The sequence below is a fragment of the Candidatus Nitrosopumilus salarius BD31 genome (assembly GCF_000242875.2).
Lineage (GTDB): Archaea > Thermoproteota > Nitrososphaeria > Nitrososphaerales > Nitrosopumilaceae > Nitrosopumilus > Nitrosopumilus salarius.
On record NZ_AEXL02000168.1, the window covers coordinates 1 to 24,492 of the forward strand.

Consider the following 24,492-nt stretch of genomic DNA (forward strand, 5'->3'; position numbering starts at 1 on the left):
TTGGAAAAGAAGTGTTGACATATTTCGGAATTTTAGGTGGTGCCACTATTTTGTTTGTTGCAATCAGCGGACTAGATCCATGGGACAGTGCATTTTATTCAGTATCAGCTAGCACCACAGCAGGGTTACAGCAAGAAAGTCTTGCAGGACTTAATGGAGGCGCCCATGCAATTTTGATAATTCTAATGTTCATTGGTGGGTGTGGATTTTCTACTGCAGGAGGATTGAAAATATTCCGATTACTTCATTTAAAAGATGCCATATCATTTTTCAACAAAGTAAAAAGAGCAGAGCTGTCCGAACATACAAAAAAAGAAGTAATTGCAACAATGATCATTATTGTATCATTTCCAGTAATTTCGGTTGTAACAGGGGCACATCTTGCAGTTACAGAAGAGGTGTCATTTGAAGATGCATTCTTTGAGGCAGTAGGGGTAATTACTACAGGAGGATTATCAGCAGGAGTAATAGATATCGATACTGATTCTGGTACAAAAATGGTTCTTGGATTTTTAATGATATTTGGGAGATTAGAGATAATTGCTATCATCTACATCTTTGTCCCCAAACTTAGTTAGATAGAGTTTAATTTTGTAGACTGGAACTCGAAATATGGTCAATGCGTTAGAAAAGAAAGCCAGTAGAGGTAAGAAGCTAATTGTATTAGGATTTGTTACAATTGGAATATTATTTTTAATGTTTAACAGATATCAGGATCCAGAGCTTATCACACCAAGTGCAATTGACACCATACAGAGAATAGCATATGGATTTTACATCACATTGGTTGTATCATTTGGCGCTATTGCATTTGGGATATACAGGTACCATAAAGAAAAAGTCCAAAATAATGGAAAAGATTTGACGACGATAATTGCAATAGTTACAAACAGCTCAAAATCTAAGAAAGTATTTGTTACAACATTTATCATATATGGTATATTTTTTTCACTGATATCTGGCACTTTAGTATACCAACCCGAAGTCAATTTTGTAACTCACTACGGTGCAATAATCCCATCAGGCTTTATTGCTCCATGCTGTGACAGTCCAGGCTACATGCCAAAGATAATAATTTACCTGACAGAGCATATCGGATTACAAGTAATCCCAATAAATCTCGTATTACAGTTAGTGGTATCATATCTTGTTGCATTGAATACATCAATTGCAGTAAGTGCATATGCAATATCTAAAAAAGGAAGAGGGATCAGTACCATCGGTGCTGCTGCAGGGTTATTCATAGCATGCCCAACTTGTGCAGGAACATTTCTGTCAGTATTTATTGGGACTGCAAGTGGAATTGCACTTTCAATTGCACTAGCACAGATGCAAACATTATTTATTGCAATTTCAATTCCAATCTTGCTTGTGACTCCATACGTGATGGCAAAAAAATTGCGCAATAATGACGGTAGTTGTAAGATAGATCACTAAAGTGAAAAAGGCTTTACTTCCGGAATCTTATGATTTCCAATATCATAACCATCACGACGTAAGTACTTGAGCGTTAACTTGTAAAGTAACTCATCATGATCAACTTGTTCCAATATTTCAGTCCATAGAACTTTACCGTTTTCTTGAATTTGTCTTTTAAAATCAGGATTCATTGATTCAGCAATTTCTCTGCATTGATCAAAAGTTTTTCCATTTTTATAAGCACGAACACGTCTATCACAACTATCCACATTATCAAATAATTAAAAATGTAAATAAACCTAGATTAATTAGCCCTTGAAACAAATACTAGAAAAAAAATCTAACTTTATGGGCATAAAATCAGCTACAGAATACATAGATTTTTTCATCAATCTGAATATGGGAGAAAATGTCAGTCTCATAAGTTTCATAAATAATGAAAAAATGACACTGAAAAAAAACCTTGAGCTCAAAAATTTAGAAAAAGAACCAATCAAAAAAGGAATAGTAATTTTAGAACAATTAGCAAGAGAGATTAATGAGATGGGAGATAAAGCAGTACTAGAAAAATACAAAAAATAACCGCTAGAGAAAAATCATGGACAAAAATTCAGAAATAATCAGAACTGAAATCATCAGAATTCTAAATGAGAATGGAAAGATCAGAGGGACAGAACTTGCCAAAAGAGTAATCAAGAAGGTGGGCAACGAGAAAACGGTTTATAGAGAAATAAGCCTGCTTGTAGAGGCAGGGGAGATTGAAAAAAAAGTTTACAATAGATCACATATTGAGTACGAGTTGATTAATCTCTACGAGTCAGTAAACAAACAACTCAAAAATGTACACGGAGAGATAATGATAATTTTTGATGAAATCATAAACTTTAAAAAAATAAGTAGGAGTGAAAATTTTTCATTTCATCAAAGACTAAGATCTATCATACATCAAATACAGATTGTGCAAACAATTGATGGGGTGATGAAGTTGTTATCATATTATCCATCATTTAAAAAAGATCAAATGTTCTCACAAGTTATTAGAAAAATCAGTGACTGTTGGGAAATAATTATGGACAGTATCGTGCATCAACCTGAAGAGAGTTTTCTAAATGAGGTACTTGCAAATTTGAACATATCACGAATTGATTCAAACAATATGAATTAAAAATTTTTTAATTTATCTACAATGACTTTGAGAATTTCTTCGTCATCAAGTAATATTAGTGGGAAATTATTTTCTTCACTTGCTTTACGAAATTCAGTGTCTTTAGTAACAATGATCATATCATTTTCACGGGCATAATTAATTATAGAATAGTCAGAGCCAAGTTTTTTTCCAGCCACCTGTAATTTCCTGACGCTATAAGCTTCATATCCAAGACATTGTAATCGCTCATCCATCCCATCTAGATTTTCATCTACCAGTATTTTCATGTAATTTTATAATTTAATTTCAATATTAGTGTAAACAAGTATCTAATGATCAAGTACTTATTTTCAATAAAAGAGTAGATTTCATGGATGTTAAAGAAGAAGATAAATCAGAGGAATCTAAGAAAAACCATATAGAATATTACAGATCACTTTGCAGAATTATAATGGATATTAAAGAGGAAAAAATCCAAGAGAAGGAGCCTGCAATTAAAAATCATTTAGAGAATAGAATTGAGGCAATGGAAAAAGACAAAAAAAGAATCAGAGATATGTTTCCAGAGATAAAGGAAGAAGAATGGGATGACCACACCAACTGAGAAAAACCACAATAAGCATCTGGACTTGCTTCATGAGTATAAAATCCATCTGATAAAATACATAGAAGAGTTAGAAAAATTGGATAGACAATCAGAATTTGCAAAAAAATGGAATGAGACAACAATTAAAGAAAGAAAACAAGAGATTCAAGCAATAGATAAGATTCTAAAAAATCTGATACGGTTTTAATTATTATTTCCGGATCAAGTCATAAAGAGTATTACAAAAATTATCCACATGTTCAGAGGAGATTCCATCAAACCAGGCAAGATCTTTTGTAACACTAAATCCACTAAATTCAAATTTTGAGTTTAATTTTACATATTCAATTTCTTTTTGGATTAATTTTTTTATTTCATCTTGTTCTTCTAACGATAACTCATAATCACAAGTCATCAAATCAATTTGTACATAGTAATTTCCATGGGCAGGATTTGTTTTAGCCTTGATAAATGGCATGTTTTGCTGTTGGCATTCTCGATAGTGTTTATCATACTCAAACATCTTAGAGTCGCCAAGATATTTGTGGAAAATCATGATAGTAAGAGAAATTAATTTAAAATAACACTAAAGATCGATGGTGATTTTCTTTACTTTTGTGATTAATCGAATTTTTATGTCAATTGGCATTTCAGGCTCCATTGTGAAATAGATAATGTTTCTTTTTGTGTATATTACTAGTTGAGATACTTTTTCTCTTTCAACGTGAACGTATCTTACTTTACCTAGAGATTTATCAAATTCCTTTCTCATTGCTCTTCTTTGTGCAATTTGTTTACAGAAATGTTCTTCTTCTTTTTGATTTTTCAGGCTTGTTTTTCCAGTTTTCATTATTGCCTCACGAATGTTACCTTTTGGATCAATTATCGCCGCAAATCTCATTTTAGGATCTAGATTTAGTATTTCCTGAACAATTTTTAGAAGGTCTACTTTCTTTGCCGCCATATCTTAATTCAAAAATTCAATTTACCAAATATAATCTATAGAATATTCTAAAAATTCAAATTTTCAACACAGATCTGTCTATTTAAAAGAACTAAAAGAAATATAGGCCTATACAGTTTTCTTTTTGGGAGATTTTTTGGAAGATTTTACAGCAGGGGGTTTTTTAGCAATTGATTTTAATTTCCTGTTCTTTTCATCTATTTGTTTTTTTAACATTTGTTGTTTTTCTTTTAATTTATGATTTTTAACTTTAATTTGTTGTTCAATTTTTTCACGCTTTTTTCTAAGAGATTCATAAAGTTTTTCTTCTTTTTTTAGTTGGGCAGCCAGTTCTTTCTGGGATTGAAGTTTTAGTTTTTCTTCTACTGTTTTTTTAGCTATAATTTCTTTTTCCTTAGATATTATGTTAATCAAGTCAAGTCGATCTTCTTTTGCTTTAATCAAATCTTGTTCTTGTTTATGAATTAGTTTTTGTAGTTTTTCAGATTCGTCAAATTTTGCTTTTTCCTCATTTACCTGATTAACTATTAGATCGTAGTCTTTCTTGGATTTTTCTAATTCACGTTGTTTTAATTTTATTTCATGTGCTATCTGTGCCTGTTCTGTGAGTCGGGATTTCTGATCTTCAATCATTTTAGTAAGCAGCATCTGTTCATCTTGGACTTGTTTTTCTATTGTTTCTTGTTCAAGTTGTGCTTGAGCAAGTTGTTTTTTTTGCTGTAAGAGTTCTTTTGTAATTCTGGCTTTTTCAGAATCAATTTTTTTTATAATATTTGCTCTTTCTTTTTGTACTTTAGCAAGTTCTTCTTTTTGTAAAATTATATCTTTAGAAAGTTTTGTTTGGGTTTCAATTTTGATCCTTTCATCTTGTATTTGTGATTCAAGTTCTAATTTTTCTTGTGTGATTTTTTCCTCATATTGTTTTCTATGAGAAATTAATTGAGATAAATTTGTACGCTGTAAATGAATTTCATCATCTATTTTTTGTTGTTGTATAATTTTTGTCTCTTCATGTTTAATATTTTTAGAAATGTCATCTAAATCTTTAGATTTGTCATCATTCCAACCTTTTGGCATGATTCTCCTATTTTCAATCTTTACTTCATGGGGAATATCCCGTACCAATGTTTCCTGAATTACTGGTTTTGATTCGTTAGTGTCAATTATTTCGATTTTTTTGAGTAGGAATATCATGATTTCCTTCTAGTTTTGTTTCAAGATATAATTTGTCAGATTTGTACAACGGCTTATGATTCAACAACATATCATAGATATGCTGTAATCTTCCAGGATCACCATGTCCTAAATCAATTAGACGTTGTATCTTAGGAAGAAGAGGGTTGTCTTCAATTTTTTCTACCTCAACTATGAATGAAGAATTTAATTTATTTTCTAGATAAACTTGATCTGAATTATATAGTGGTCGATTATTTTTCAATGACTCTAAAATATGGTATAATCTACCTGCATCCCCGTTACCTAAATCAATCAGATTTTCTACTTTTTCAATGGTTTGACCTAAAGATAGAATTTCATATTGAGGCATATTCTTGTAATTGTTGTTGTAGAAATCAAGTAAAAATAACTTTTTAAAAAAATTAACTCGTGAATAAATTTTAGATGATTCAGTTACAAGAGATCCCTAAAAAAGATTGAGAATGGGTACAATTATTGTTCTAGTTATTTATTAATCGGAAAAAAGGACTCAAAATATGCGAATGGGGACAATCATTATAACAACAGGAATAAGCATGTTTGTTTTCGGGTTGGTGATGTTTTACTCTGTAGAGATAGGTCAAAAAGATCAATTACTGAGAGTTATCAAAAATACTGGCACATTTATTGGTCTAAGTGGGATGGGAGTCACTTTAGCTGGAATTCTATTACATCTAATTAATAGAAATGAGCCAACCGTGAAAGAAAGTTTTGATGTTTAAACTTGAAAAAGGATTTTTTTATAATTATCCACAGATACTACGAATTTGCAACTCTTACAAAATAAAACTTCTTTATTTGCTAAATTTTTGATGGACGTAGGAATTTTTCCACAGTATAATGTATCAAACTCACAATTAGGACATGCTGCTAAAAGTTTGTTCATACCAAATTCATTCTTTAGATTCATTGTTTGATGTATGAAGTTCTGATATATTAGTATCAAGTAGTAATTATACTAGTGGTAATTGCAGGAATTAAATTATAATAACAATCAATCTAAAAACCATAGATGCCTGAAAAAATTTGGTTAGGTGCAATATATCTAAAAGATGAGGGGGGGTACGAAATTGTTCTAAAGTCGCTAAATCATTACAAACAAAGATTAAAAACTTTGCATAACAGTCCAGAATTAAAAAATGCTGCAGCAATGTTTGCATCTGTTTTAAACCAACAGGCAATTAAAACGATTCCTGAAATTGACAGGATTATTCAGAAAATTCAAAATAGCCTATCTGAAATCAAATCGGTCAATTCATTAATTGAAGATATTTCATTTTTAGAAAAAGCGCTTTCATGTTACTATTCAGATATTTGTAAAGCAGAAGATACAGGACACGAGTACTTTGTAAAACTTGTTGGAAATATGCAAGATGCAAGAAATGACAAAGAAACTATCAGAATGGCATTAAGAAAAATAAAACAGTATTCTTAAGATATTCACAATCCCTGCAAATACCAGTCTAAATAAGGCATTAAAGCCCTACATTGTTGTTGTTTTTCAATCTCATCGGCAGTGTCAATAATTTTTTGGATTTTCCCTTGAAGATATTCAGAAATTAAAGAATTTTTAAAGAAGGGTTTTATCTGTTCAAGAATTTCCAAAAAATGGTCAGACGAGGTATTATCAAAATTAGTGATGATATGTTTGATTTGATCTTCTAGAGTCATGTCTTTACGTAAAGATCCTTAGATTATTTAATAAATCTAAACAACATCATCGTCATCCCAAGTTAGACGAAACTTTCCAGTAACTCGAAACATGTTCAGTTTGCCACCTTCCTTAAAATGTAACTTGTAAGATTTGTGAGAAATATCCTCAATTTCCAAGATTACGTCATTTTTTTTAGTTTGAAATACAATAGGATCGTTTGAGATTTGTTTCCATTGATCACCATTAAAATCAAGATAGAATTTTGTGTAAAGTAGCCCCATCAGCGTTTAGTGAAATATACCTGAATAAATAACTAGATGAGACCAATTTATCAATTAGGCCTTAGACGTAATTAGACCCATATGACTAACAATGGCCGGAAGGATTATGTCAAAATCTCGATCATTTTTAATTATATCGAAAATTTGATGAATTAATTGTTGTATTAAGAGATGTTCGTCACGATAGAGGGTTTTTTTCGGATTTTTTATAGCATCTAAAATAGTGAATCCATTATCAGTATGCAAAAGATCACTCAACAAAGAAACCGCAAGCGTGATCTTTTCATCAATATCCTTGTGGGGGTATTCAGTATTCAATCTTTTAATATTTAATTTTAAATCATGAAACGAATTGTTAGTATTTCGTTCAATATGTTGTTGTGATTTTAACTCATAGTTTTCAGTTAAACAATAAAACTTCATGTTACCTTTGATTTTTACATGAATGACTTCTTTATCTAGAAGAGAGTCTCTTGTTTTTTCAAAGGTTGTTTTTGCCATATGTTTTGGGACAATTTGCTTTATCAATGCATTATGGTGTAAGTTAGGATTATTTTTGATAGTTTCAAACAGAATTCTCTCACGCTCATTTTTTTTTAAATCAGGCTTAATGTGACTCATCATATCTAGGTCGACCTATATTATATGAGTCATTATAATCATTGTTAGGGCAGATTATTTAGATAATCTAATCAAGAAGATTTTCAAGATAATCTAGGTGTAAGAGAAATGGATGTATGCCATTAACACTATCTCCGATTAAAAGGACATTTTCATCTGGAAAATACACATATGTTTGATCAGAGAATTCCCCTTCATCTAAAAATAAATTCATTTTAACATTGGAAATATCAAGCGAGAGTTCTGACTCATATGTATGAGTAGGTACAACATCCAAACCATAAACATCATTATAATAGTCTACCAAAGATTCGTTGATCACAATCCCAACACTTCCATCACCTTCTTCTATGTAAGCTCTTGATGCACTAACTTGTTCAGGAGTAATTGTTGTATAAACAATAATGTTGATAGGTTTATCAGTTTTCAGTCTAACAGTTTCAAGAAATTTTTTTGATTCTTCATATGAACTTAAAGTGTCAATTACTATAAGTCCAGTGTCACCTTCAATTAACACGCTATTTTTGCCATCATTTCCAATAGCGACTAAAATTCGGTCATAAAGAGTAAAAATTTTCAGTGGTTTTGGAATATTTGATTCCTGTGAATTTGATGATATGTTTAACTCCTCATCTGGAACTTCTTCAAGTGACAACACATCATCTGGAACTTCTTCAAGTGATTCAATGTCTTGGGAATTTGTCTCCATTTTGTTTAAGGAGTCATTGTCATTATCTTCAGAAGATTTAACGTTAAAGTCATTTTCAATTTGATCAGTTATAATTATTTCAGCCAAACCTAATCTTTCCCAAAGTTTTGCCGTTGATGAACTAATACAATACAAATCATCATATGATAATCTATGAACTAAAGTGTATCCAGATCTACATTCAGAATCATCGGACATATCAATATGTTTTGCCTGAGGTGCAGGTGGAGGGGCACCATAATAAACAGTGTCTGAATCGTCTCGTTCGTTTTGATTTATTTTAGTGGCATTTTGAATTATTTCAGCCAAACCTAATTTCTCCCATCTTTCAGCAGTTGGAGGATCAAGACAAACATAATCTTTGTAAGCAAAACGAAAAACTAGAGACTGTTCAGATCTACATCCTGCCATAATATCTTCTTGAGCTTCAGTGTTAACTGCACCAAATGAAAAAGTGGCAGTTCCAGATATTATGAGGGCAAAAAATAGTGGTAAAACTAGGAATTTACTAATAATCATATTACAAAAAGGCATAATTTTCAATATATCAAATAACGTGTAATATTTTTACACATACAGATTTTTGTCTCATTTAAGACATAACAAAATTGACTGTAAAAAGGGCAAATTTTTCATACATTTTCAAAATTCCAGTCCAAATATTTGACATCTAAGAGAATTTTGACTACTCACAACCCATTACTGGAAAATATCACAAATTATGACAATTGGATTCAAACAGTACTATTCTGAAACTTGAAGAAAGTCTTGGAAAAGATTACGGGGATTATGGCAGGACACAGTACATTATTGAAAAACTGCAAAAAAACCAAACAATACCAAAATCAGATCATCTATACATCAAAAGAATGATAGATTTATGCGAGCAATCACCTATAGAATCAAATATTCCGATTATTTTTGAAAACGTTTTATCAGAAGATTTAATCAAATGTAATCAGTGTAGTTTAGAAATAGAATTAGATGAAAGATCAATAAGAAAAAATAATTTCTGGTTTCATGAAAAATGTTTTAAAAAAATTCCAATAGTGCAGTCAAGCCATTTTCAAAAAACAGAACCTGCTGCCAAAAAAATTAGACAGTCAATTAAAAATGAAAAATCTCAGTCAATGACCCCACAGATGGTATTCTCAGCAGGGTTGTTAGCCTCGCTGGTTGGCACGACATATTTTTTGACAGACAGTCAAATATCATCGGCAGTTGGAATTTGTGGTAGCATATTATTTTTAATAATTTTTAGGTCACAAATTCTACAAAAGAAAAGAAAAAAACCATCAGTAGTAAAAACAGGTATTCCAGGATTTGATTCCATAATATCACCAGGTATTAAAAAAAATAGTTCAATAATAGTTTCAGGTCCACCTGGGAGTGGAAAGACAATATTTGGATTACAGTTTATTCATGCAGGCGCTAAAGAATTTAATGAACCAGGAATATACATCTCCCTATCACAAAGTGTTGAAGAAATGAAAAATGATTGTAAATCATTTGGATGGGATATTGACGGTTTGATTTCAAAGCAAAAAATACTCATTATAGATTTAAGACCATTTAAAATTAAAGATGAAGTTATTGGAAAAGATGATTCTCTTTATCGTGGAGAGCAAATGCCATTTGAACACCTTACAAAATTCATACTTAACAGCATTAAAAAAATTAAAGCTAAAAGAATCGTGATTGATTCAATTTCAATTCTTGGAATGCAATACTCTGATAAATTTTACATGAGACAGGGAATGCAAGGAATGATTCAATCACTAGAAAATTATGATGTAACATCCATTTTAATTTCAGAATTTTCAGAAAATAATGGAATGCCATCAGAATGGTTTGTCACATCAGGAATTATTCAGTTAGATAACCAAATTATCGACAATAGTATGAAAAGAACGATCAAAATTAGAAAATTACGAGGGATGTCTCATAGTGAGCATGTTCATTCCTTGGAGCTAGGCAATGATGGGTTGTGTGTATATGATATCTAAGATTCAGAGTCTGCAAGTTCATCAAGCTTCTTTTTTACAGCTTGAGCAATTTCTTGTTTTAACTTGTCTTCCTCTTCAATTAGATCTTTTTTGAATTTCTTTTCCCAGTAATTTTTACCCATAATATTCTAATGACATATACCAGTAGTATGAAATAAGCCCTTCGAAAACTCAGAGCCTAAAAAATAACATTTTACTAAGGAATCATCCATCGACGTTAAATACAAATTTTGAAAGACAAAACACCTAACACATCATGGAGGATTGGTGAGGAATCATCAAAACCCCATGAATTATTTCTAAATTATCTGCACATAGCATATTAGATAATATCCAAATATGCTTCAAATATTGAAAACCATTTTTAATTATTTGTAGATAAAACGCAGTAAATTATTAAAGGAAATCAGGTTTAGTGAGATTGAACAAGACACGTATAGGAATCAATGAACTGCTTTACAGATTTTTTTGTATCAGTGTAATCTATTGTAAACGCAAATGATTTGCGCATATTTGGAGGTATACCTATACCAATCAAGTGAATCCTATGTTTTTTTGCATGTAATAATGCTGTTAACAATTCATTATCAGCATCATCGCTCCCAAGGGATCTTCCATCAGAAACGATTATCAGATATTTATTTTCGGATCGATTATCATGTTGTAAGATTTTTACCCCCATGTTTACAGCATCAGATATAAACGACAGTCCAGAACTTTTCAATCCGCCAATTCGTGCCTTCACTTTTTGATTGTAAGGTTCTTTGTGATCTTTGAGAATCAAAAATTTATTATTGAAACTATACAATCCCCATCTACCTCCATCGCGATTTATGTGTTCTGCAGTTTCACCTAAACAAATGATAAATTTTTTCATTTCTTCAAATCGTAGTTTCATGCTTGAACTATTATCAAAGACAACAACCCAATTCTCACTCTCTTTTTTAGGAATGTCTTGTTCAAATATTTCGATTCCTTCACGCATGCTAGACTCTTTTTGTATTGCCGAAGGCATATCAATCAGACCAATTTCCTCAAATGCTGGAGAGTCGACATAGAATGAAAGTGTTCTAAGAGTATTTCTCAATCTTCTCAAATCAGAAGCATTAGTATTGGTGATTCTCATAAACTCAGCAAAATTTTCAGGACTAATTTCTATTTCATCAAAATTTGAATTTTCACTGAATTTTTTATAACGCTCCAATTGTTGAGCTTCCAAAAATGCTTCTTTTAACCAGCTCTCATTCAAATCATCAAGTGTGCTCTGAAATTCATCTTTAGCAGGAATGACCATGTTAAGAATTCCTTTTTGGTATTTTTCATAATTAGGGCGGTCACAAAAAGGATATAATTTTTTTGGCAAAAGATGAGGATTGCTATAGAGAAAATCAAGATAAGGTGTAATTTGTGCCATATTGTAAGAAGATACATTCAATAATGTTTTTGTGAACTTTTCACGCCATAATTTTTTTGAGTGTTCAACTCCAGAAAACATTGAAAAACGATCTCTCGAATAGGTTAAATTCTTGTGAATTTTATTTTCATAATGAGTATCATAAAGCATTTTTATCAACTCCATGTTTTGCCACATTTCAGGATATGATTTTTTTATATATTCATCTACTTTGGCGTCTTCAACAAAAGTGATTACATTCCAACATTTTTCAAATGTTTTGTCTTTCATCCAAGTGTCATATTTAGAATAATCAGAAAGACGTACATGTACACCTACATGATAAATAGTGCATAGATACAAATTCCAAATAGAATTTGCATGTGTTTGATAATCAGAAAAAACATTTCCTTCAAGAAAGTATTGTTTGTGAAGAGTTATTGGACTAGGAATCGTAGCTGAAATGCATTCAGCGAATTCAATTTTTGCATACTCAATTTTATTGGTTATGCTAAAATCTATATCAGCATTTGAAATTCCAACTATTTCATCAAAAATAGATTTGGAAAACTCAAAAAGGGTTTTTTTCATAATTACTCAAAATATCCATTAAGACATGCAATGACAGATCTACCCATAGATCGCTTTACCTCTTTGTTAGTACATAAAGGACTGGTTGTAATTTTTGAACAAACACATCATGTTTAGATTTTAGGCATGAAAACGAGAATAAACAATTTTTTTTATTATTAAAAAAGACCCTTTTTACTCTTTGTCGATAAATTCGTTAACACCTGGAGGTTCTGGTGCCAATCCCTTTCTTTTCCTAATATCTGCCACTGCTGAGGCAAGCATAGATTTTGGGACTTCAGTCCATTCTTTAAAGGATGTATTCCATGTCGCACGACCTGCAGTTTGACCTCTCATTTCTTCAGATAAGGTGAATGTTTCAGAAGCTGGGATTTCACCAACAATGATACTTGATGCGCCTTTTTGTTGCATGTCTAGAACTTTACCACGTTTACCAGAGAGAACTGTAGCTACATTTCCAACCAAATCAGTTGGGACACGAACCTCGATTGCTAGTGTTGGTTCTAAAACGGCAGTACCTGCAGTTAGCAATGCACCCATACAAGCTCTACGTGAAGCAGGACCTAGTTGAGACAACCCTCTGTGTGCAGTGTCCTCATGAGGAACAAAATGAGTGAAGATAAATTTACAGTTTCTCATTTGCTCTTTGCAAAGAGGGCCTTCTTTCATCACTTCTTCAAATCCAGAATTAATAGAGTCAGTGGACTCTTGTACAAATTGAACACCTTTTGTTCCGTTAATCAAAACATTGCCACGTGAATCAAATTTCATGACTCTCTTAATTGTATCCGTATCCCACCCAGCTTCTTTTAGTAAATCAGAAACTACTTTTTTATCTTTCATATCACTGATTTCACCAGTTCTAAGCATGTGAGCAATTTTTGGTTCCAATGGTTCTACTTTCATGAAAATCTTATTGTGCCTATTAGGAGATTTTGCCATAATTGGTTCACAAGTTCCCTTGACAGTTTCCCTATAGTTAATCAAAGGTTCAGAGGTCACAATTTCACATTTTGCATCTTGAATCCTGTGGGTTGCAACATCAAGATGTAACACGCCCATTCCAGCAACAATAGTTTCTCCACTTTCTTCATCAATTTTTACAATAAGATTAGGATCCTCAATAGTAAGCTGTTTTAGAATTTCTACAAGTTTTGGTAAATCTTTAGGATGTTTTGGTTCAATTGCAATTTGAACGACAGGTTCTGAAACATATTTGACACCTTCAAACATTGGAATGCCTTTAACTGAAGATAATGTGTTTCCAGCTCTTGCTTCAGTCAATCCCAATAATGCAGGAATATTTCCAGCTCCAAGTTCTCCGACTTGCTCTCTTTGGTTACCCATAAAGAAATTGACTGATTGTATTCTACCTTCTCTTTTTGAATCAATGATATTGATTGTTTGCCCATCTTTTACTATTCCAGAGAATAATCTTCCAATGGCAACAGGTCCTGCGGCAGGATCTAATACCATATTTACAATCATCATGATTGTTGGACCATCATCACTGCATGCAAGAAGTGCTTTTCCAACATCAGATTCTAAATCACCTTTCCATATTTGTGGAATTCTGTATTGAACTGCTTCATGTGGTGCTGGATGATGTTTTACGACCATTCCAAGTACTGCATTAGCTAGTGGTGCTTTTTCAACCAAAACATCTACTTTTTCGTTAACATAAGCATCAATTACATCTTTGAAAGTGATTCCTTTTTCTTTCATAACATCTAGGTTTATTGCCCATTTGTCTTTTGCAGAACCAAATGTCACACTTGCATTCTGAATAGATACCTTCCATTTTTCTTTGTATTCAGGTTCAGCATATGTGTCAATTAATTGATTAAAATTAGAAACCACATCGGCTAGTTGCTGTTGCATTTTTTCAGGAGTCAGTCGGAGTTCTTTGATCAATCTATCCACTTTGTTGATAAACAAAACAGGTTTCACTCTTTCTTCAAGTGCCATTCGAGTGACAGTTTCAGTTTGAGTCATAATTCCCTCTACAGCATCACATACAACTACAGCGCCATCAATTGCCCTAAGACTACGAATTACCCTTCCGCTAAAGTCTACGTGACCAGGAGTATCAATCATGTTAATGACATATTCTTGGCCTTGTTGAGAAAAGAGTAATGTAACGTTTGCCTGATAAATTGTAATTCCTCTTTGTTGTTCTTCTTTATCAAAGTCCATTGCAAGCGCTTTACCTGCAGCAGAGGGGGCAATAATTCCAGAGTGTGCCAAAAGGCTGTCACTCATTGTAGTTTTTCCATGGTCAACATGAGCAATAACACCAAAGTTACGAATATTGGCTTTGTTCTTGATAATTTTCATTACTTCTGATGTTGACTTGAATTTTGCCATATTCGCAAACCAAAGTTTTCAGGTATTAAACCTTAGCCTTCTAATAGATCATTTGATTGGATACATTACGAATATTTTTTGCATCTACAAAATGGCACTCTTTCATTTTTTTCTTTTTTGCCTCATTCAAAACAATCATCTGAGAGAAAAAAACACTGAAGATGATCTGGTCTAGTTTCTTTGAAGGTATGTCAGGGTGAATCACATTCATGCCGATTTTTTTAAGATGTTTATCTAGTTGTTTATTGTGAGAGTTTTTTTCTTCAAAGATTATCACAGAGTCTCCTTTTTTGGCCGAGAATAATTCCATGTGTGAGAATTGTTCAATTCTGCAATAGTGTGCATCATATCCCAAAACCTCATAAAATTTTGCAGCACAATACATGGCTATGGGATAAGTAAACATATTCCCCAAGATAAATATCCTTTCAGATAATTCAACTTTTTTTGCATCAGATTTTGCTTTTTGGAAAATTACTTCATTAGGGACGATGATTTTTTTTACCAAGGAAATACATGTAAGAGCACTTGCCAAAAATGAGATGCTACCTGCAGTGAATACACCTGCACTTGGAAAATGGAGTTGAATTATTTGATTAGATTCATTTGCAAGCCTACTAGCAGAGTCGGATGTGACGGCAGTTGATTTTTTTGCAATCTTTGCTACTTTGACATTTGAGAAGGTATTTCCAGAAACTGAAATAAAATAGATATGTTTTGATTTTACCAGTTTTTTGTTTTTGTAAAGATCTAAAGGATCCATTGCTTTTACAATCCCACCAGAAAAAGATTCTGCAAGTAATGAAGATACTAGAGAATCACCGCTTCCAGAAAAGTATGTTTTTTTTGGTGATTTTGCGAAAGTGGTTTTTGAGGTTTAAACAATTTTAAAAACAAGGGCTGTAATTCAATATCTTTTTCATATGATTCAATAGAATTCACAATATCAAATAATTTTTGACATATATTAGAAAAACGGTTTTACTGGGTTTTGATTTTTATTACGAGAATTCAGGATTCAGATATGGAAATTTCTGTAGGGCATACTCCTGATTCTGATGACGCATTCATGTTTTATGGAATGTTTACCGGAAAAGTTCCATCACCAGAGTTTACAGTGAATCATGTAATAGAAGATATTGAGAAGCTAAATCGTAAAGCAACTGATCCGCAACTTGATGTAACAGCAGTTTCAGTCCACGCATGTGCATATATTCCAGGATACACGATTTTAAGAAGTGGGGGGAGTTTTGGAATTGGTTATGGTCCCATAGTTACGGCAACAAAACAAATGTCAATTGATGAGATAAAAAAATGTAAGATTGCAATTCCAGGAAAGATGACATCAGCATTTTTGTTGCTACAGTTAATGATTGGAAAATTTGATTACATAGAAATGAATTTTAGCGACATTCCAGAGGCTGTTAAATCAGGCAAAGTAGATGCAGGGTTAGTAATCCATGAAACCCAGCTGTCATATGAGCAAGAAGGAAATGTCAAAATTCTAGATGTGGGAGAATGGTGGGATAAGACAACAAATGGATTGCCAGTGCCACTAGGGATTAATGTAATGAGAACGGATCTAGGCATGGATACAATTGTAAAATTTGATAGATATCTCCAATCTTCAATTGAATTTGGACTGAAAAATTTTGACGATGCAATAGAATACGCAATGCAGTATTCAAGAGGAAAGCCACGTGAGTTGATTGAAAAATTTGTAAAAATGTATGTCAATCAAGTAACAGTAAACATGGGGAATTCTGGCGAAGAATCAATCAGAAAATTCTTTGAGATGGCAAAAGAAAAGAATCTTGTTCCAGATTTTGAGATCAGTATTGCCACCAAGTAATTATAGAAGAAAAAAAAATTAGTAAATATGGGAGATGGTATTGGCGGTCCAGTCATAGGTATTTTGACAAATAACGCTTTTGAATTATTAGTGAGTCACACTAGAAAAGATAATCAAGAGAGTTATGGAAAAACAGAAAGAATAGTTATTGGAAAGATTGATGATCCAGAACAACCTCAGTATGGAGAAACTACAAAAGAAGATTTGGAACGTGCATTAAAAGGCAAATTTGTTTCATGTAACGTACAATATAGAGATACAAAAACAGATGCACTTGTTTGTAATGTTTTTGTTCAAAAGCCACCTGAAGGATTTTAAATTCCAAAAAGATTAAGTTCAAAAATATTCTAGTAAGTTTGTTAATGAGAGATACTAAAGATAATAAAATTGAAGATGATGAACACAAAGTCATTCAAATTTTAAATGAAACAGATGAAAAAATTGATAAGGTTTCAAAACAGTGGATTTGGCTCAAGCATGAATATCGAAAAAATAAGGATCCAGAATTAAGACTTGAGATTAAGAAAAAATGGGATAGATTACAAAAGAAAATGGAAATCTTAGAAAAAAAACGTCGAGAACTAATTGAAAAGAAAAATGAGATAGATTACAAAAGAAAATGGAAAATCTTCAAAAAGACGTGGAAAAATAATTGAAAAAATCGCAGATAAAGACTAATGAATAGGTTGTAAATGTTAGAATAGACTTTAAACGTCATTTTCTAAACAATATCAATATTCTACTACCAACAAATATTCCAACTGCAAGAATGATCAATATTGGAACGATAATTTGAGATTCACCAGGAATATCCATCTAAATTCAAATTGACTGTCGTTCATAATTTCTATATGAATCCTTCAGACGTATTTAGAAAGCGTGATCTTTCCAAAGTTAATTTTGAATATGAAGATTTGATTGGAAGAAATTTGTCTGATTCCAATATGAGAGGAGTTAACCTCAAGAACAGAGACATCCATAATGCAGATCTTAGTTGTACGGATTTGAGGGAAGCTGACATGAGCGATGCAATATTGTTTTATGTTAAATTAAGAGGGGCAGATATGCAAGGGATTAACCTTTCAAATGCAAAATTGTGGGATGCTGAATTATATGGAGCAAATCTTCAAGAGGCCAACATTAGTGGAGCTGATTTGTTTTATACAGATTTAAGAAATTCAGATTTAACTGGAGCTGATTTAAGTGGAGTTAATCTAAGGCATGCAAACTTTGAAGGAGCAATTCTTGCATCCACTAAATTCACAGATGCAAACTATGATTTGCACACATTGGATACCCTTTCTGAAGATCTAAAAATCAAATTAAAGAAGCAGGGTAAATCATGGTAAAATTCAGATACATGAATACTACAAAATATTTTTAATTGCATTTTGTAATTATAGTGTAAAGTATCAATCTCAACATCGAAATGATTTCATATTAGAGAATAATGTTATGTTTAATGATAAAAGTAAGAATTGATGAGAAAAGATACCAAGAATTACTAAAACAAAAAAAAGAACTTGAAGATAACAGACCACATGATATTGACGAAATGAGAAGATGGAAGCATTCCATGGGGAAAATTCTTCAAGAGTTGGAATTGTTCAATTAACAAATATTCTTAAACTCATAAGCATTAAGAAAAATGGTGGATATTTACTCTAGCAAATTTGCAATCATTTTGATAATAGTATTGGCTGGAATTTTTGGATTGCAATTGATGTATAATAGTAACAATAATCCACTCATTGATGCTGAAACTTGTGAATTGTACATTAAAGACTCTCAGATTAATGCCAAACAGTATCTTAACAAATTTGATTCAAAATGCATAGAATTTAAAAATCTAAATCCATAAAATCAGAGACCAGAAAACAGATGTTGTTTTCCAAATGCTTAAGTGGATAATTTACATCTAAAATGTATGAAGTCGTCAACTAAAGGAGTCATAATTATCGTAATTTCAGTTATTGCGTTTTATGGTATAATGAGTCTTTTATGGAGACTCTAGAAAGGGTTAACTTTTTTTTGCAAATAGTACAAAGTTTGCAATCTCAGCAAATAATGAGCCTGAAAAAACTATTAAAATATGGATGAGTCTGACTGTGATCATTATTGGGTAGCAAACGGATCTTATTTTTGCATACATTGTGGAATGGATATCTATAAGAAAAAGAAAATCAAAATTTCAGTATAATTATAGAGATAAGGATACAGAAAAACAGTTACACAAAATACCTAATATAGGATGGAGTGAAATTATCATCAGAAATGGTTCTTGTTGATAAAAGAATGCTTGTAGCTGGAATTGCAATGATAGTTGTGGGAATAATACTTGTTGTAAACATCAGTGCAACAATGCCAGTTGGCCAATCTGGTATGACCGAGGAGGAAGCAATGGATTTGTTGATTGCCCAGCAAGAGAGTCAAGATCTTAACACATTGTCAGGAATTTTAATAGGAATTGGATTTTTACTAGTACTCATCAGTTTTGGTGCCAGAAGAAAAAAAGATAGTGCAAAAAGAGAAGAGAAAAAACCTGCAGAGTAATTCAAACTTTTTAATCTCAAATCATCATTCAATATTATTGATTCAGGCTGAGATCAGCATATATCCAATGGCTACGCGTACCACTAGTGCAAGTTTCTATATCGCAAAGGCAATAGAATCAATTCAGAATATAGAAAATCTCAGATTTGAGATTAATTCGATGGGGACAATTTTAGAATCAGATAGCATTGATGTCATTAATGCTGCTTCAAAGAAAATGATGGAGACTGTACATAATCTTGGAATTGTAAGGGTAGAAGTCATTATAAAAATTGATTCACGAAGAGACAAAGATGTCAAGATGGAAGAAAAAATAGCATCAGTTAAAAAATACATTGAATTGTGATGAATGTGTTAGTTTGCAGAATTAACAAAGTCTACAATGGACATGATTTTCCCCATTTCAAATAAATGCCCATAGCTTTTCTTGTTCGAAGTGTGTAACGGAGTGTTATCTATGCTGATAAATAAAACATGTTTGTTATTTAACGGAATAGTAATTCGCTTTATTTTTTCATATGCTGCAATTACATAAAGACCTAGTCCGACTTTATCAGTAATTTTTGAGCGCTCTTCCCAAGCACTTAAAGCTCTTTGAAGGGTTTTTTTGTATCACTTAATGGAACCATGTTTTTTACATTGTTGCGTTTAGTATTCCAAAGAATCCCCCCATTTTTATCACAAACTGCTGCAAATCTCATATCGGAATTAAAGTCCATCAACATATTCAATAATCGTTCATACTTTTCCACAGATTACATACAACATCATAATCTAAAAACCTGTTGAATTTATTCTAAATATTCACTAGAATTTTTTCAATATTTCAAAATGAGTGTTTCTTTGAGCAGGTGTGCGACCTATCTCTTTAACCATTGTTGCCAATTCCTCAACTGATGATGCAGTAGGTTTACCTGCTGCACGATAAATCTCTTCAGAAAATGCAGTTCCCACCAAATCATTGCCACCGTTAGACAAAGCAACCTGTGCAAGTTTTTTACCATATGCAACCCAGTATACTGAAATGTTGTTTAGAACATTTGCAAGCATCAATCTTGAAAGTGCAATTATTTTTAAATCATAGACAGAAGAGCATTCATTGTTTACCAGATGCTCTTGTTCCAACTCAGTATTATCAAGACTAAATTTTAAAGGAATTAAAGTTAAGAAGCCTCTAGTTTTCTTTTGTAATTCACGGATCTTGATCAGATGATCAACTACATGTTCAGGCTTTTCTATATGACCGTAGAGCATAGTAACATTACTGTTAATTCCCATGGTATGTGCTTCTTCAATTACATCAAGCCATTGTTGGCCAGTACATTTACCCCTAACAATTTTATTTCTAATATCAGGATGAAACAGTTCTGCTCCTCCTCCAGGCATTGAGTCAAGACCTGCATCCTTTAGACGAGATAAAATTTCTTTAGTTGAATTTTTTGTCAATTTAGACAAATAGAAAATTTCAGCTGCAGTCAATGCTTTAATGTTAAGTTGAGGGTGATTTTTTTTGATCACCTTCATCATATCTTCATAATATTCCAATGGAAGTTTTGGATGAAAACCTCCAACAATATGAACTTCAGTTGCGCCCATTTGTTTTGCAATTCCAACTCTTTGTTCAATTTCTTGCGGAGTTAACGTGTATGCATCATCTGCACCATCTTTTCTGTAAAATGCACACATCTGACAACTAGCCGCACAAACATTAGTGTAATTCATGTAATATGACGCCGCAAATGTGACAGTATCACCAACTAGTTTCTTCCGGGCATTATCTGCAACAGCTGCAAGTAAATGTAGATTATCATAATTCATCAATTCTAAGCCATCATTGTATGAGAGTTCTTCTCCTGCAAGAGCGCGATCTAGTGCTGAAGAATCTCCTACTAGTTGTTCTAACATGCTACAAGGTATTGCTCGTTATGATATATTCCTTAGTCTCAAGAAATAAGTAGTTAGTCATGATAGAAATAGTATGGTACTCCCACTAGTAGATGAACATAAGCCAAAATGCTATTTGTGCCATGACGGATTTGAAAACATAGAGAAGTTAAGAGAGCATCAAAAATCAGCACATGCCGATTTTTTGGGAAATAACGAAAAACAAATTGAACGAGGACCAGCACCAGGCGATGTTACCGTATTTTAGATTTTTTTTCTTTGAGAGATTTTAGTAAATCTTGAGCAACATCATTTGAAATGTTAGCCAAATCACAGTACTTGTCAATAGACAAGGCTTTTTTGAAATATTTGATCGCATCTTTCAATTCACCCATTTCGCCTAATGAGAGTCCCTTGTATGCAAGCGCCATAGCACATTGCTTGTCAACTTTCAAAGCTTTATCATAGCATTCTATAGCTTGAACATATTTTTGATTAGAATGCAATGCCGCTCCTTTATTCAATAACGCATCAAGATTATCAGGAGCAATAACAAGTGCTTTATCATATGAAGAAATGGCTCGCTTAATTTTTCCCATATTTTGTAAAGTAGCTCCTTTGTCTACTAACGCATTAATATTTTCAGGGTCTTCTTTTAATATCAAATCATACAATCTCAAAGCCCTAGAGTAATGTCCATCCTCTACAAACTCAAATGCCTGGGAAAGTATTTCTTTAATTTGATTACTCAACGTATTAGAAAGCATATTGTTAATAATATAGCCTTCTTTAACAGGACGTTCTTGTATTGGATTACGTTTAGAGATAATCATCAATTCGGACATGCAACGAAATATACAAATTCAGAATTAACCTCTAGGTTATACTATAATCCGTTTGTGAAATTATCAGCAATAAGGTCAAAAACCAACAACAAGAGAGAACTGTAAACTCCAAAGTAATAATAACATAGAAATGCATTATAATTCCATATGTCAGAAAAACAGTTTTCAGTGGAAGATGTAAAAAAGAAAATAAAGAGTATTCTGGAAGAGCCAGAAATTAGATTTTGTGGTCTGATAGATAGTTCAGGAGAATTAGTAGCTGGCGATTTTAAAAAAGGGGTCGTACCTTTGGAAACGGATAAACAAAGAAGACAAATGTTTCAAGAATTAGCACACAGGGTTGCAAATAGACAAGGCTTTGACTCAAATTTAGGCAGAGTGAAATATTCCGCTTCCAGAAGAGAGAAAGTCGTAATGATGAGTTTTCCTATTGGCAGATACATCATATTGATCATTACTGAATTAAGTATCAACATAGACAGATTTGCATGGAAAATCATCTACAAGTTAGAAAATCAATGGTCTGAGTTTTATGGATTTTAAATTCACAGAATATATGATTTTGAAAGTATTGAATCCATAATCAAGATGCGTGTTTATCTCGGGGTTCAATCTCCAATGACTTGTTAAAACATTCCATTGATTCTTCATATCTTCCCAAGCTTCTTAGTGCAACACCTTTGTAATTCCAAAGATCAGGATCATCTTGATTCAAAAGAAGAGCTTGTTCAAAGAAACCTAACGCATCATCAAATTTTCCATCATCCATCAAAGATTGGCCCTTTTCAACAAGAGATCGTATAGAATCCATAAATCATAAAATACATCATTTCTATTAAATTTGAAATTATAACACACAAAATCAGTCAAATAAACTAAACAAATTTACAAGAATAGAGTTAAAATTTAAATAAATTTTTCAACATTACACTGTATGGGATTAGATGAAATAGATGAGAGGATTCTCAAAAATTTGTTAGTAGATGCAAGACAATCCGCTAGACAATTAGCCCTAAAACTAGGAATCTCAACAGTGACAGTTCTATCAAGGATTAAGAAACTTGAAAAAGAGAAGATCATTAAAGGATACACCACGATAATTGATCACGAAAAAATAGGTTATTCATTAACTGCAATTATTGAAATCATGGCCAAAAATGACAAAATTGTTGGTATTGAAGAAGCAATATCAAAATTTGAGAATGTGTGTGGAGTCTACGACATTACAGGTTCTACAGACACAGTAATCATAGCAAAATTCAAGGAGCGTAATGAATTGAGCAAGTTTGTTAAAGCATTGGCAGTAATCCCAAACGTGGAAAATACTATCACACATGTAGTACTAAATACAGCTAAGGAAGATTTTAGATTAACATAGGACTAGATCATGAACATATTTTGGATTATTGTAATTGCACTATTCATTGGTGGAATTCAAGTAAGCAATGCACAAAATACTGAATTAGATATGGAGTTAGAAGTTACAGATGAAGAAAAAATAATACTCTTTACGAGTTTTTCGATTGTAGTTTTAGGCATAGTTTTGTTTTTAGCAAGAGACATTATACTTAGAAGAAAAACATCATATGACAAAAACGAGTTAGAATCAAAAAAAGATAAAACGTTTGAGAAGTATCACTCTGATTGGAATGATGACTATGAGGAATTTGGAAATAGACGTAACACAAAAGAGGACACAGAGTTTCGTAACGCATCCATGAATAATGAGTTGCCAGACTATTACAACATTTTAGAGATTACTAAAGATGCAACTCAAGAGGAAATCAAACAGAAATTTAGAGAACTAGCAAAGAAAACTCATCCAGATAAAACAAAAGAAAATTCTGAAGAGAGCATGGCAAAATTAAACAAAGCGTATGAAGTATTATCAGATAAAGAACGTAGAGAAAAATATGATAGATATTTTAGAGTTGATTAGACAGATTCTAATTTCACAATAATCATGCTTAATTCAATAGAATTTGAAGTCTGAACACTATTCGTAAGATTTGTGAATATCTCTAGCGAGATAGATTTTCCTGAGGATTCTAGCAAGGTAGTGATTTTGAGTTCTCCAAATTCAGTATTAGGTCCAAGCATTTTCTTGGTCAGTAAAGGAACGACAGACAAATCATTGATCATTCCTTTCATTTTGAAGGCAAATTTATCTGAAAAATAGACACCACCACGAGTAGTTGGTTCATTAACAGGAATGGGGGAATTGGTAATGGATACTGCAGTCATAGGATATGATACATCATTTATGAAAAGTCTGTATGCGAGAGAACCATTCTTGTTAGAATCCATTAAAAGATTTAGCAAATCGTGGTTAAATGGCATTAAAAAACAATCAAATCATAATTCTATTGAATCTTTCCAAAAATCAAAAAATAAAGTATTTTAAA

39 protein-coding genes are annotated in these 24,492 nt (G+C 32.2%); 20 read left to right on the top strand and 19 right to left on the bottom strand.

Annotated features, from left to right (window positions below):
• Positions 1 to 578 (top strand): potassium transporter TrkG (locus tag BD31_RS09325; RefSeq protein ID WP_008301810.1); only part of this gene is annotated, 578 nt, incomplete at its 5' end.
• Positions 579 to 612: 34 nt separating this feature from the next.
• Entirely contained in the window at positions 613 to 1,437 is an 825-nt protein-coding gene (locus BD31_RS09330) for a hypothetical protein (protein WP_008301789.1), read from the top strand.
• Here BD31_RS09330 and BD31_RS09335 read toward each other — a convergent pair.
• On the bottom strand, positions 1,434 to 1,688 hold the full coding sequence (locus BD31_RS09335) for a hypothetical protein (protein ID WP_008301819.1): 255 nt from the start codon (positions 1,686 to 1,688) through the stop codon (positions 1,434 to 1,436). The genes BD31_RS09330 and BD31_RS09335 overlap by 4 nt on opposite strands.
• A gap of 46 nt (positions 1,689 to 1,734) precedes the next feature.
• On the opposite strand from BD31_RS09335, the gene BD31_RS09340 reads away from it, so the two are divergent.
• Together BD31_RS09340 and BD31_RS09345 are read left to right on the top strand one after the other, a co-directional pair.
• Positions 1,735 to 2,001 (top strand): hypothetical protein, encoded by a 267-nt coding sequence (locus tag BD31_RS09340; RefSeq protein ID WP_238536119.1) that lies wholly within the window; start codon positions 1,735 to 1,737, stop codon positions 1,999 to 2,001.
• Between the two features lie 16 nt (positions 2,002 to 2,017).
• Positions 2,018 to 2,584: a hypothetical protein gene (locus BD31_RS09345; protein ID WP_008301795.1), complete on the top strand. Its 567-nt coding sequence runs from the start codon at positions 2,018 to 2,020 to the stop codon at positions 2,582 to 2,584.
• On the opposite strand, the gene BD31_RS09350 is transcribed toward BD31_RS09345, so the two are convergent.
• Complete coding sequence (locus BD31_RS09350) at positions 2,581 to 2,853, bottom strand: DUF5615 family PIN-like protein (RefSeq protein WP_048097646.1); 273 nt, start codon at positions 2,851 to 2,853, stop codon at positions 2,581 to 2,583. The two genes, BD31_RS09345 and BD31_RS09350, sit on opposite strands and share 4 nt — an antisense overlap.
• 83 nt (positions 2,854 to 2,936) lie before the next feature.
• Between BD31_RS09350 and BD31_RS09355 the strand changes: the two genes are divergently transcribed.
• Both BD31_RS09355 and BD31_RS09360 read left to right on the top strand, forming a co-directional pair.
• Positions 2,937 to 3,170, top strand: coding sequence for a hypothetical protein (locus BD31_RS09355; protein WP_008301763.1), 234 nt, complete (start codon positions 2,937 to 2,939; stop codon positions 3,168 to 3,170).
• Entirely contained in the window at positions 3,154 to 3,360 is a 207-nt protein-coding gene (locus BD31_RS09360; protein ID WP_008301781.1) for a hypothetical protein, read from the top strand. Before BD31_RS09355 ends, BD31_RS09360 begins: the two co-directional genes overlap by 17 nt.
• Positions 3,361 to 3,363: 3 nt before the next feature.
• On the opposite strand, the gene BD31_RS09365 is transcribed toward BD31_RS09360, so the two are convergent.
• The 4 genes from BD31_RS09365 to BD31_RS10855 all read right to left on the bottom strand — a co-directional run bounded on the left by BD31_RS09365 (position 3,364) and on the right by BD31_RS10855 (position 5,662).
• The gene (locus tag BD31_RS09365; RefSeq protein WP_048097647.1) at positions 3,364 to 3,708 is read right to left on the bottom strand and encodes a hypothetical protein; all 345 of its coding nucleotides are present in this window, start codon (positions 3,706 to 3,708) and stop codon (positions 3,364 to 3,366) included.
• Positions 3,709 to 3,738: 30 nt separating this feature from the next.
• A complete protein-coding gene (locus tag BD31_RS09370) occupies positions 3,739 to 4,116 on the bottom strand; it encodes a DUF6659 family protein (RefSeq protein ID WP_008301814.1) in 378 nt (125 codons plus the stop codon).
• 108 nt (positions 4,117 to 4,224) lie between these two features.
• Entirely contained in the window at positions 4,225 to 5,310 is a 1,086-nt protein-coding gene (locus BD31_RS09375; protein ID WP_238536120.1) for a coiled-coil domain-containing protein, read from the bottom strand.
• A complete protein-coding gene (locus tag BD31_RS10855) occupies positions 5,276 to 5,662 on the bottom strand; it encodes a hypothetical protein (RefSeq protein ID WP_008301717.1) in 387 nt (128 codons plus the stop codon). The genes BD31_RS09375 and BD31_RS10855 overlap by 35 nt, the downstream gene beginning before the upstream one ends.
• Positions 5,663 to 5,834: 172 nt before the next feature.
• Here BD31_RS10855 and BD31_RS09380 point away from each other — a divergent pair, with 172 nt between their 5' ends.
• Together BD31_RS09380 and BD31_RS09390 are read left to right on the top strand one after the other, a co-directional pair.
• The gene (locus BD31_RS09380; protein ID WP_238536121.1) at positions 5,835 to 6,053 is read left to right on the top strand and encodes a hypothetical protein; all 219 of its coding nucleotides are present in this window, start codon (positions 5,835 to 5,837) and stop codon (positions 6,051 to 6,053) included.
• Positions 6,054 to 6,343: 290 nt separating this feature from the next.
• Entirely contained in the window at positions 6,344 to 6,766 is a 423-nt protein-coding gene (locus tag BD31_RS09390) for a hypothetical protein (RefSeq protein ID WP_008301703.1), read from the top strand.
• 5 nt (positions 6,767 to 6,771) lie between these two features.
• Here the strand turns inward: BD31_RS09390 and BD31_RS09395 are convergent, their stop codons facing one another.
• The 4 genes from BD31_RS09395 to BD31_RS09410 form a co-directional block, all read right to left on the bottom strand.
• Positions 6,772 to 7,002, bottom strand: coding sequence for a hypothetical protein (locus BD31_RS09395; protein ID WP_008301705.1), 231 nt, complete (start codon positions 7,000 to 7,002; stop codon positions 6,772 to 6,774).
• Between the two features lie 36 nt (positions 7,003 to 7,038).
• The gene (locus tag BD31_RS09400; protein ID WP_008301805.1) at positions 7,039 to 7,266 is read right to left on the bottom strand and encodes a hypothetical protein; all 228 of its coding nucleotides are present in this window, start codon (positions 7,264 to 7,266) and stop codon (positions 7,039 to 7,041) included.
• 54 nt (positions 7,267 to 7,320) lie between these two features.
• Positions 7,321 to 7,890: a hypothetical protein gene (locus BD31_RS09405; RefSeq protein ID WP_008301799.1), complete on the bottom strand. Its 570-nt coding sequence runs from the start codon at positions 7,888 to 7,890 to the stop codon at positions 7,321 to 7,323.
• Between the two features lie 64 nt (positions 7,891 to 7,954).
• Positions 7,955 to 9,115 carry an MBL fold metallo-hydrolase gene (locus BD31_RS09410; protein WP_048097649.1) on the bottom strand — a complete coding sequence of 387 codons (1,161 nt, stop codon included), beginning with the start codon at positions 9,113 to 9,115 and terminating at the stop codon, positions 7,955 to 7,957.
• Between the two features lie 209 nt (positions 9,116 to 9,324).
• On the opposite strand from BD31_RS09410, the gene BD31_RS09415 reads away from it, so the two are divergent.
• Positions 9,325 to 10,602, top strand: a complete 1,278-nt coding sequence (locus BD31_RS09415) for an RAD55 family ATPase (RefSeq protein ID WP_008301714.1) — start codon at positions 9,325 to 9,327, stop codon at positions 10,600 to 10,602.
• Here BD31_RS09415 and BD31_RS11050 read toward each other — a convergent pair.
• From BD31_RS11050 to BD31_RS09430, 4 genes are all read right to left on the bottom strand, one after another.
• On the bottom strand, positions 10,599 to 10,724 hold the full coding sequence (locus BD31_RS11050; protein WP_008301767.1) for a hypothetical protein: 126 nt from the start codon (positions 10,722 to 10,724) through the stop codon (positions 10,599 to 10,601). The two genes, BD31_RS09415 and BD31_RS11050, sit on opposite strands and share 4 nt — an antisense overlap.
• 290 nt (positions 10,725 to 11,014) lie before the next feature.
• On the bottom strand, positions 11,015 to 12,586 hold the full coding sequence (locus tag BD31_RS09420; RefSeq protein WP_008301709.1) for a vWA domain-containing protein: 1,572 nt from the start codon (positions 12,584 to 12,586) through the stop codon (positions 11,015 to 11,017).
• A gap of 174 nt (positions 12,587 to 12,760) precedes the next feature.
• Positions 12,761 to 14,953 (bottom strand): elongation factor EF-2, encoded by a 2,193-nt coding sequence (locus tag BD31_RS09425; RefSeq protein WP_008301700.1) that lies wholly within the window; start codon positions 14,951 to 14,953, stop codon positions 12,761 to 12,763.
• Between the two features lie 40 nt (positions 14,954 to 14,993).
• On the bottom strand, positions 14,994 to 15,716 hold the full coding sequence (locus tag BD31_RS09430) for a glutamine--fructose-6-phosphate aminotransferase (protein WP_008301791.1): 723 nt from the start codon (positions 15,714 to 15,716) through the stop codon (positions 14,994 to 14,996).
• Between the two features lie 261 nt (positions 15,717 to 15,977).
• Here BD31_RS09430 and BD31_RS09435 point away from each other — a divergent pair, with 261 nt between their 5' ends.
• The 7 genes from BD31_RS09435 to BD31_RS09465 all read left to right on the top strand — a co-directional run bounded on the left by BD31_RS09435 (position 15,978) and on the right by BD31_RS09465 (position 19,704).
• Positions 15,978 to 16,805, top strand: a complete 828-nt coding sequence (locus BD31_RS09435; RefSeq protein ID WP_008301739.1) for an MqnA/MqnD/SBP family protein — start codon at positions 15,978 to 15,980, stop codon at positions 16,803 to 16,805.
• Between the two features lie 27 nt (positions 16,806 to 16,832).
• Entirely contained in the window at positions 16,833 to 17,123 is a 291-nt protein-coding gene (locus BD31_RS09440; protein WP_008301815.1) for a hypothetical protein, read from the top strand.
• A gap of 44 nt (positions 17,124 to 17,167) precedes the next feature.
• Positions 17,168 to 17,461: a hypothetical protein gene (locus BD31_RS09445; protein ID WP_008301812.1), complete on the top strand. Its 294-nt coding sequence runs from the start codon at positions 17,168 to 17,170 to the stop codon at positions 17,459 to 17,461.
• A 195-nt stretch (positions 17,462 to 17,656) separates the two neighbouring features.
• Positions 17,657 to 18,154, top strand: a complete 498-nt coding sequence (locus BD31_RS09450) for a pentapeptide repeat-containing protein (protein WP_008301741.1) — start codon at positions 17,657 to 17,659, stop codon at positions 18,152 to 18,154.
• A 113-nt stretch (positions 18,155 to 18,267) separates the two neighbouring features.
• Positions 18,268 to 18,420 carry a hypothetical protein gene (locus BD31_RS10435; RefSeq protein WP_193353398.1) on the top strand — a complete coding sequence of 51 codons (153 nt, stop codon included), beginning with the start codon at positions 18,268 to 18,270 and terminating at the stop codon, positions 18,418 to 18,420.
• Between the two features lie 641 nt (positions 18,421 to 19,061).
• The gene (locus BD31_RS09460) at positions 19,062 to 19,358 is read left to right on the top strand and encodes a hypothetical protein (RefSeq protein ID WP_238536122.1); all 297 of its coding nucleotides are present in this window, start codon (positions 19,062 to 19,064) and stop codon (positions 19,356 to 19,358) included.
• A gap of 37 nt (positions 19,359 to 19,395) precedes the next feature.
• Positions 19,396 to 19,704, top strand: a complete 309-nt coding sequence (locus tag BD31_RS09465; RefSeq protein ID WP_048097650.1) for an MTH1187 family thiamine-binding protein — start codon at positions 19,396 to 19,398, stop codon at positions 19,702 to 19,704.
• A 238-nt stretch (positions 19,705 to 19,942) separates the two neighbouring features.
• Here BD31_RS09465 and BD31_RS10860 read toward each other — a convergent pair whose 3' ends face one another.
• Together BD31_RS10860 and BD31_RS09475 are read right to left on the bottom strand one after the other, a co-directional pair.
• The gene (locus BD31_RS10860; protein ID WP_238536123.1) at positions 19,943 to 20,110 is read right to left on the bottom strand and encodes a hypothetical protein; all 168 of its coding nucleotides are present in this window, start codon (positions 20,108 to 20,110) and stop codon (positions 19,943 to 19,945) included.
• Positions 20,111 to 20,165: 55 nt separating this feature from the next.
• On the bottom strand, positions 20,166 to 21,263 hold the full coding sequence (locus BD31_RS09475; RefSeq protein WP_008301727.1) for a radical SAM protein: 1,098 nt from the start codon (positions 21,261 to 21,263) through the stop codon (positions 20,166 to 20,168).
• Positions 21,264 to 21,336: 73 nt separating this feature from the next.
• Here BD31_RS09475 and BD31_RS10440 point away from each other — a divergent pair, with 73 nt between their 5' ends.
• Positions 21,337 to 21,510, top strand: coding sequence for a hypothetical protein (locus BD31_RS10440; protein WP_008301749.1), 174 nt, complete (start codon positions 21,337 to 21,339; stop codon positions 21,508 to 21,510).
• Here the strand turns inward: BD31_RS10440 and BD31_RS09480 are convergent.
• Positions 21,497 to 22,009, bottom strand: a complete 513-nt coding sequence (locus BD31_RS09480; protein ID WP_425589718.1) for a tetratricopeptide repeat protein — start codon at positions 22,007 to 22,009, stop codon at positions 21,497 to 21,499. The two genes, BD31_RS10440 and BD31_RS09480, sit on opposite strands and share 14 nt — an antisense overlap.
• Positions 22,010 to 22,234: 225 nt before the next feature.
• Between BD31_RS09480 and BD31_RS09485 the strand changes: the two genes are divergently transcribed.
• Positions 22,235 to 22,630 carry a DUF6659 family protein gene (locus tag BD31_RS09485; RefSeq protein WP_008301774.1) on the top strand — a complete coding sequence of 132 codons (396 nt, stop codon included), beginning with the start codon at positions 22,235 to 22,237 and terminating at the stop codon, positions 22,628 to 22,630.
• Between the two features lie 40 nt (positions 22,631 to 22,670).
• Here BD31_RS09485 and BD31_RS09490 read toward each other — a convergent pair whose 3' ends face one another.
• Positions 22,671 to 22,898: a tetratricopeptide repeat protein gene (locus tag BD31_RS09490; RefSeq protein ID WP_008301777.1), complete on the bottom strand. Its 228-nt coding sequence runs from the start codon at positions 22,896 to 22,898 to the stop codon at positions 22,671 to 22,673.
• Positions 22,899 to 23,021: 123 nt separating this feature from the next.
• On the opposite strand from BD31_RS09490, the gene BD31_RS09495 reads away from it, so the two are divergent.
• The gene (locus BD31_RS09495) at positions 23,022 to 23,465 is read left to right on the top strand and encodes an Lrp/AsnC family transcriptional regulator (RefSeq protein ID WP_008301724.1); all 444 of its coding nucleotides are present in this window, start codon (positions 23,022 to 23,024) and stop codon (positions 23,463 to 23,465) included.
• A 9-nt stretch (positions 23,466 to 23,474) separates the two neighbouring features.
• Positions 23,475 to 24,026 (top strand): DnaJ domain-containing protein, encoded by a 552-nt coding sequence (locus BD31_RS09500; protein ID WP_008301785.1) that lies wholly within the window; start codon positions 23,475 to 23,477, stop codon positions 24,024 to 24,026.
• On the opposite strand, the gene BD31_RS09505 is transcribed toward BD31_RS09500, so the two are convergent.
• Complete coding sequence (locus BD31_RS09505) at positions 24,023 to 24,394, bottom strand: hypothetical protein (RefSeq protein WP_100222209.1); 372 nt, start codon at positions 24,392 to 24,394, stop codon at positions 24,023 to 24,025. The two genes, BD31_RS09500 and BD31_RS09505, sit on opposite strands and share 4 nt — an antisense overlap.
• Positions 24,395 to 24,492: the final 98 nt, after the last annotated feature.

Bases quoted from the DNA above. Each gene is read 5' to 3' on its own strand.
- BD31_RS09390 (WP_008301703.1), top strand. From the start codon at position 6,344: ATGCCTGAAAAAATTTGGTTAGGTGCAATATATCTAAAAGATGAGGGG.
- BD31_RS09420 (WP_008301709.1), bottom strand. From the start codon at position 12,586: ATGAAAAAAACCCTTTTTGAGTTTTCCAAATCTATTTTTGATGAAATA.
- BD31_RS09490 (WP_008301777.1), bottom strand. From the start codon at position 22,898: ATGGATTCTATACGATCTCTTGTTGAAAAGGGCCAATCTTTGATGGAT.
- BD31_RS09405 (WP_008301799.1), bottom strand. From the start codon at position 7,890: ATGATGAGTCACATTAAGCCTGATTTAAAAAAAAATGAGCGTGAGAGA.
- BD31_RS09350 (WP_048097646.1), bottom strand. From the start codon at position 2,853: ATGAAAATACTGGTAGATGAAAATCTAGATGGGATGGATGAGCGATTA.
- BD31_RS10440 (WP_008301749.1), top strand. From the start codon at position 21,337: ATGGTACTCCCACTAGTAGATGAACATAAGCCAAAATGCTATTTGTGC.
- BD31_RS09485 (WP_008301774.1), top strand. From the start codon at position 22,235: ATGTCAGAAAAACAGTTTTCAGTGGAAGATGTAAAAAAGAAAATAAAG.
- BD31_RS09445 (WP_008301812.1), top strand. From the start codon at position 17,168: ATGAGAGATACTAAAGATAATAAAATTGAAGATGATGAACACAAAGTC.
- BD31_RS11050 (WP_008301767.1), bottom strand. From the start codon at position 10,724: ATGGGTAAAAATTACTGGGAAAAGAAATTCAAAAAAGATCTAATTGAA.
- BD31_RS09495 (WP_008301724.1), top strand. From the start codon at position 23,022: ATGGGATTAGATGAAATAGATGAGAGGATTCTCAAAAATTTGTTAGTA.
- BD31_RS10435 (WP_193353398.1), top strand. From the start codon at position 18,268: ATGATAAAAGTAAGAATTGATGAGAAAAGATACCAAGAATTACTAAAA.
- BD31_RS09435 (WP_008301739.1), top strand. From the start codon at position 15,978: ATGGAAATTTCTGTAGGGCATACTCCTGATTCTGATGACGCATTCATG.
- BD31_RS09480 (WP_425589718.1), bottom strand. From the start codon at position 22,009: ATGCTTTCTAATACGTTGAGTAATCAAATTAAAGAAATACTTTCCCAG.
- BD31_RS09360 (WP_008301781.1), top strand. From the start codon at position 3,154: ATGACCACACCAACTGAGAAAAACCACAATAAGCATCTGGACTTGCTT.
- BD31_RS09500 (WP_008301785.1), top strand. From the start codon at position 23,475: ATGAACATATTTTGGATTATTGTAATTGCACTATTCATTGGTGGAATT.
- BD31_RS10855 (WP_008301717.1), bottom strand. From the start codon at position 5,662: ATGCCTCAATATGAAATTCTATCTTTAGGTCAAACCATTGAAAAAGTA.
- BD31_RS09370 (WP_008301814.1), bottom strand. From the start codon at position 4,116: ATGGCGGCAAAGAAAGTAGACCTTCTAAAAATTGTTCAGGAAATACTA.
- BD31_RS09380 (WP_238536121.1), top strand. From the start codon at position 5,835: ATGGGGACAATCATTATAACAACAGGAATAAGCATGTTTGTTTTCGGG.
- BD31_RS09430 (WP_008301791.1), bottom strand. From the start codon at position 15,716: ATGGATCCTTTAGATCTTTACAAAAACAAAAAACTGGTAAAATCAAAA.
- BD31_RS09440 (WP_008301815.1), top strand. From the start codon at position 16,833: ATGGGAGATGGTATTGGCGGTCCAGTCATAGGTATTTTGACAAATAAC.
- BD31_RS09450 (WP_008301741.1), top strand. From the start codon at position 17,657: ATGAATCCTTCAGACGTATTTAGAAAGCGTGATCTTTCCAAAGTTAAT.
- BD31_RS09365 (WP_048097647.1), bottom strand. From the start codon at position 3,708: ATGATTTTCCACAAATATCTTGGCGACTCTAAGATGTTTGAGTATGAT.
- BD31_RS09375 (WP_238536120.1), bottom strand. From the start codon at position 5,310: ATGATATTCCTACTCAAAAAAATCGAAATAATTGACACTAACGAATCA.
- BD31_RS09400 (WP_008301805.1), bottom strand. From the start codon at position 7,266: ATGGGGCTACTTTACACAAAATTCTATCTTGATTTTAATGGTGATCAA.
- BD31_RS09410 (WP_048097649.1), bottom strand. From the start codon at position 9,115: ATGATTATTAGTAAATTCCTAGTTTTACCACTATTTTTTGCCCTCATA.
- BD31_RS09505 (WP_100222209.1), bottom strand. From the start codon at position 24,394: ATGGATTCTAACAAGAATGGTTCTCTCGCATACAGACTTTTCATAAAT.
- BD31_RS09330 (WP_008301789.1), top strand. From the start codon at position 613: ATGGTCAATGCGTTAGAAAAGAAAGCCAGTAGAGGTAAGAAGCTAATT.
- BD31_RS09425 (WP_008301700.1), bottom strand. From the start codon at position 14,953: ATGGCAAAATTCAAGTCAACATCAGAAGTAATGAAAATTATCAAGAAC.
- BD31_RS09345 (WP_008301795.1), top strand. From the start codon at position 2,018: ATGGACAAAAATTCAGAAATAATCAGAACTGAAATCATCAGAATTCTA.
- BD31_RS09395 (WP_008301705.1), bottom strand. From the start codon at position 7,002: ATGACTCTAGAAGATCAAATCAAACATATCATCACTAATTTTGATAAT.
- BD31_RS09355 (WP_008301763.1), top strand. From the start codon at position 2,937: ATGGATGTTAAAGAAGAAGATAAATCAGAGGAATCTAAGAAAAACCAT.
- BD31_RS09475 (WP_008301727.1), bottom strand. From the start codon at position 21,263: ATGTTAGAACAACTAGTAGGAGATTCTTCAGCACTAGATCGCGCTCTT.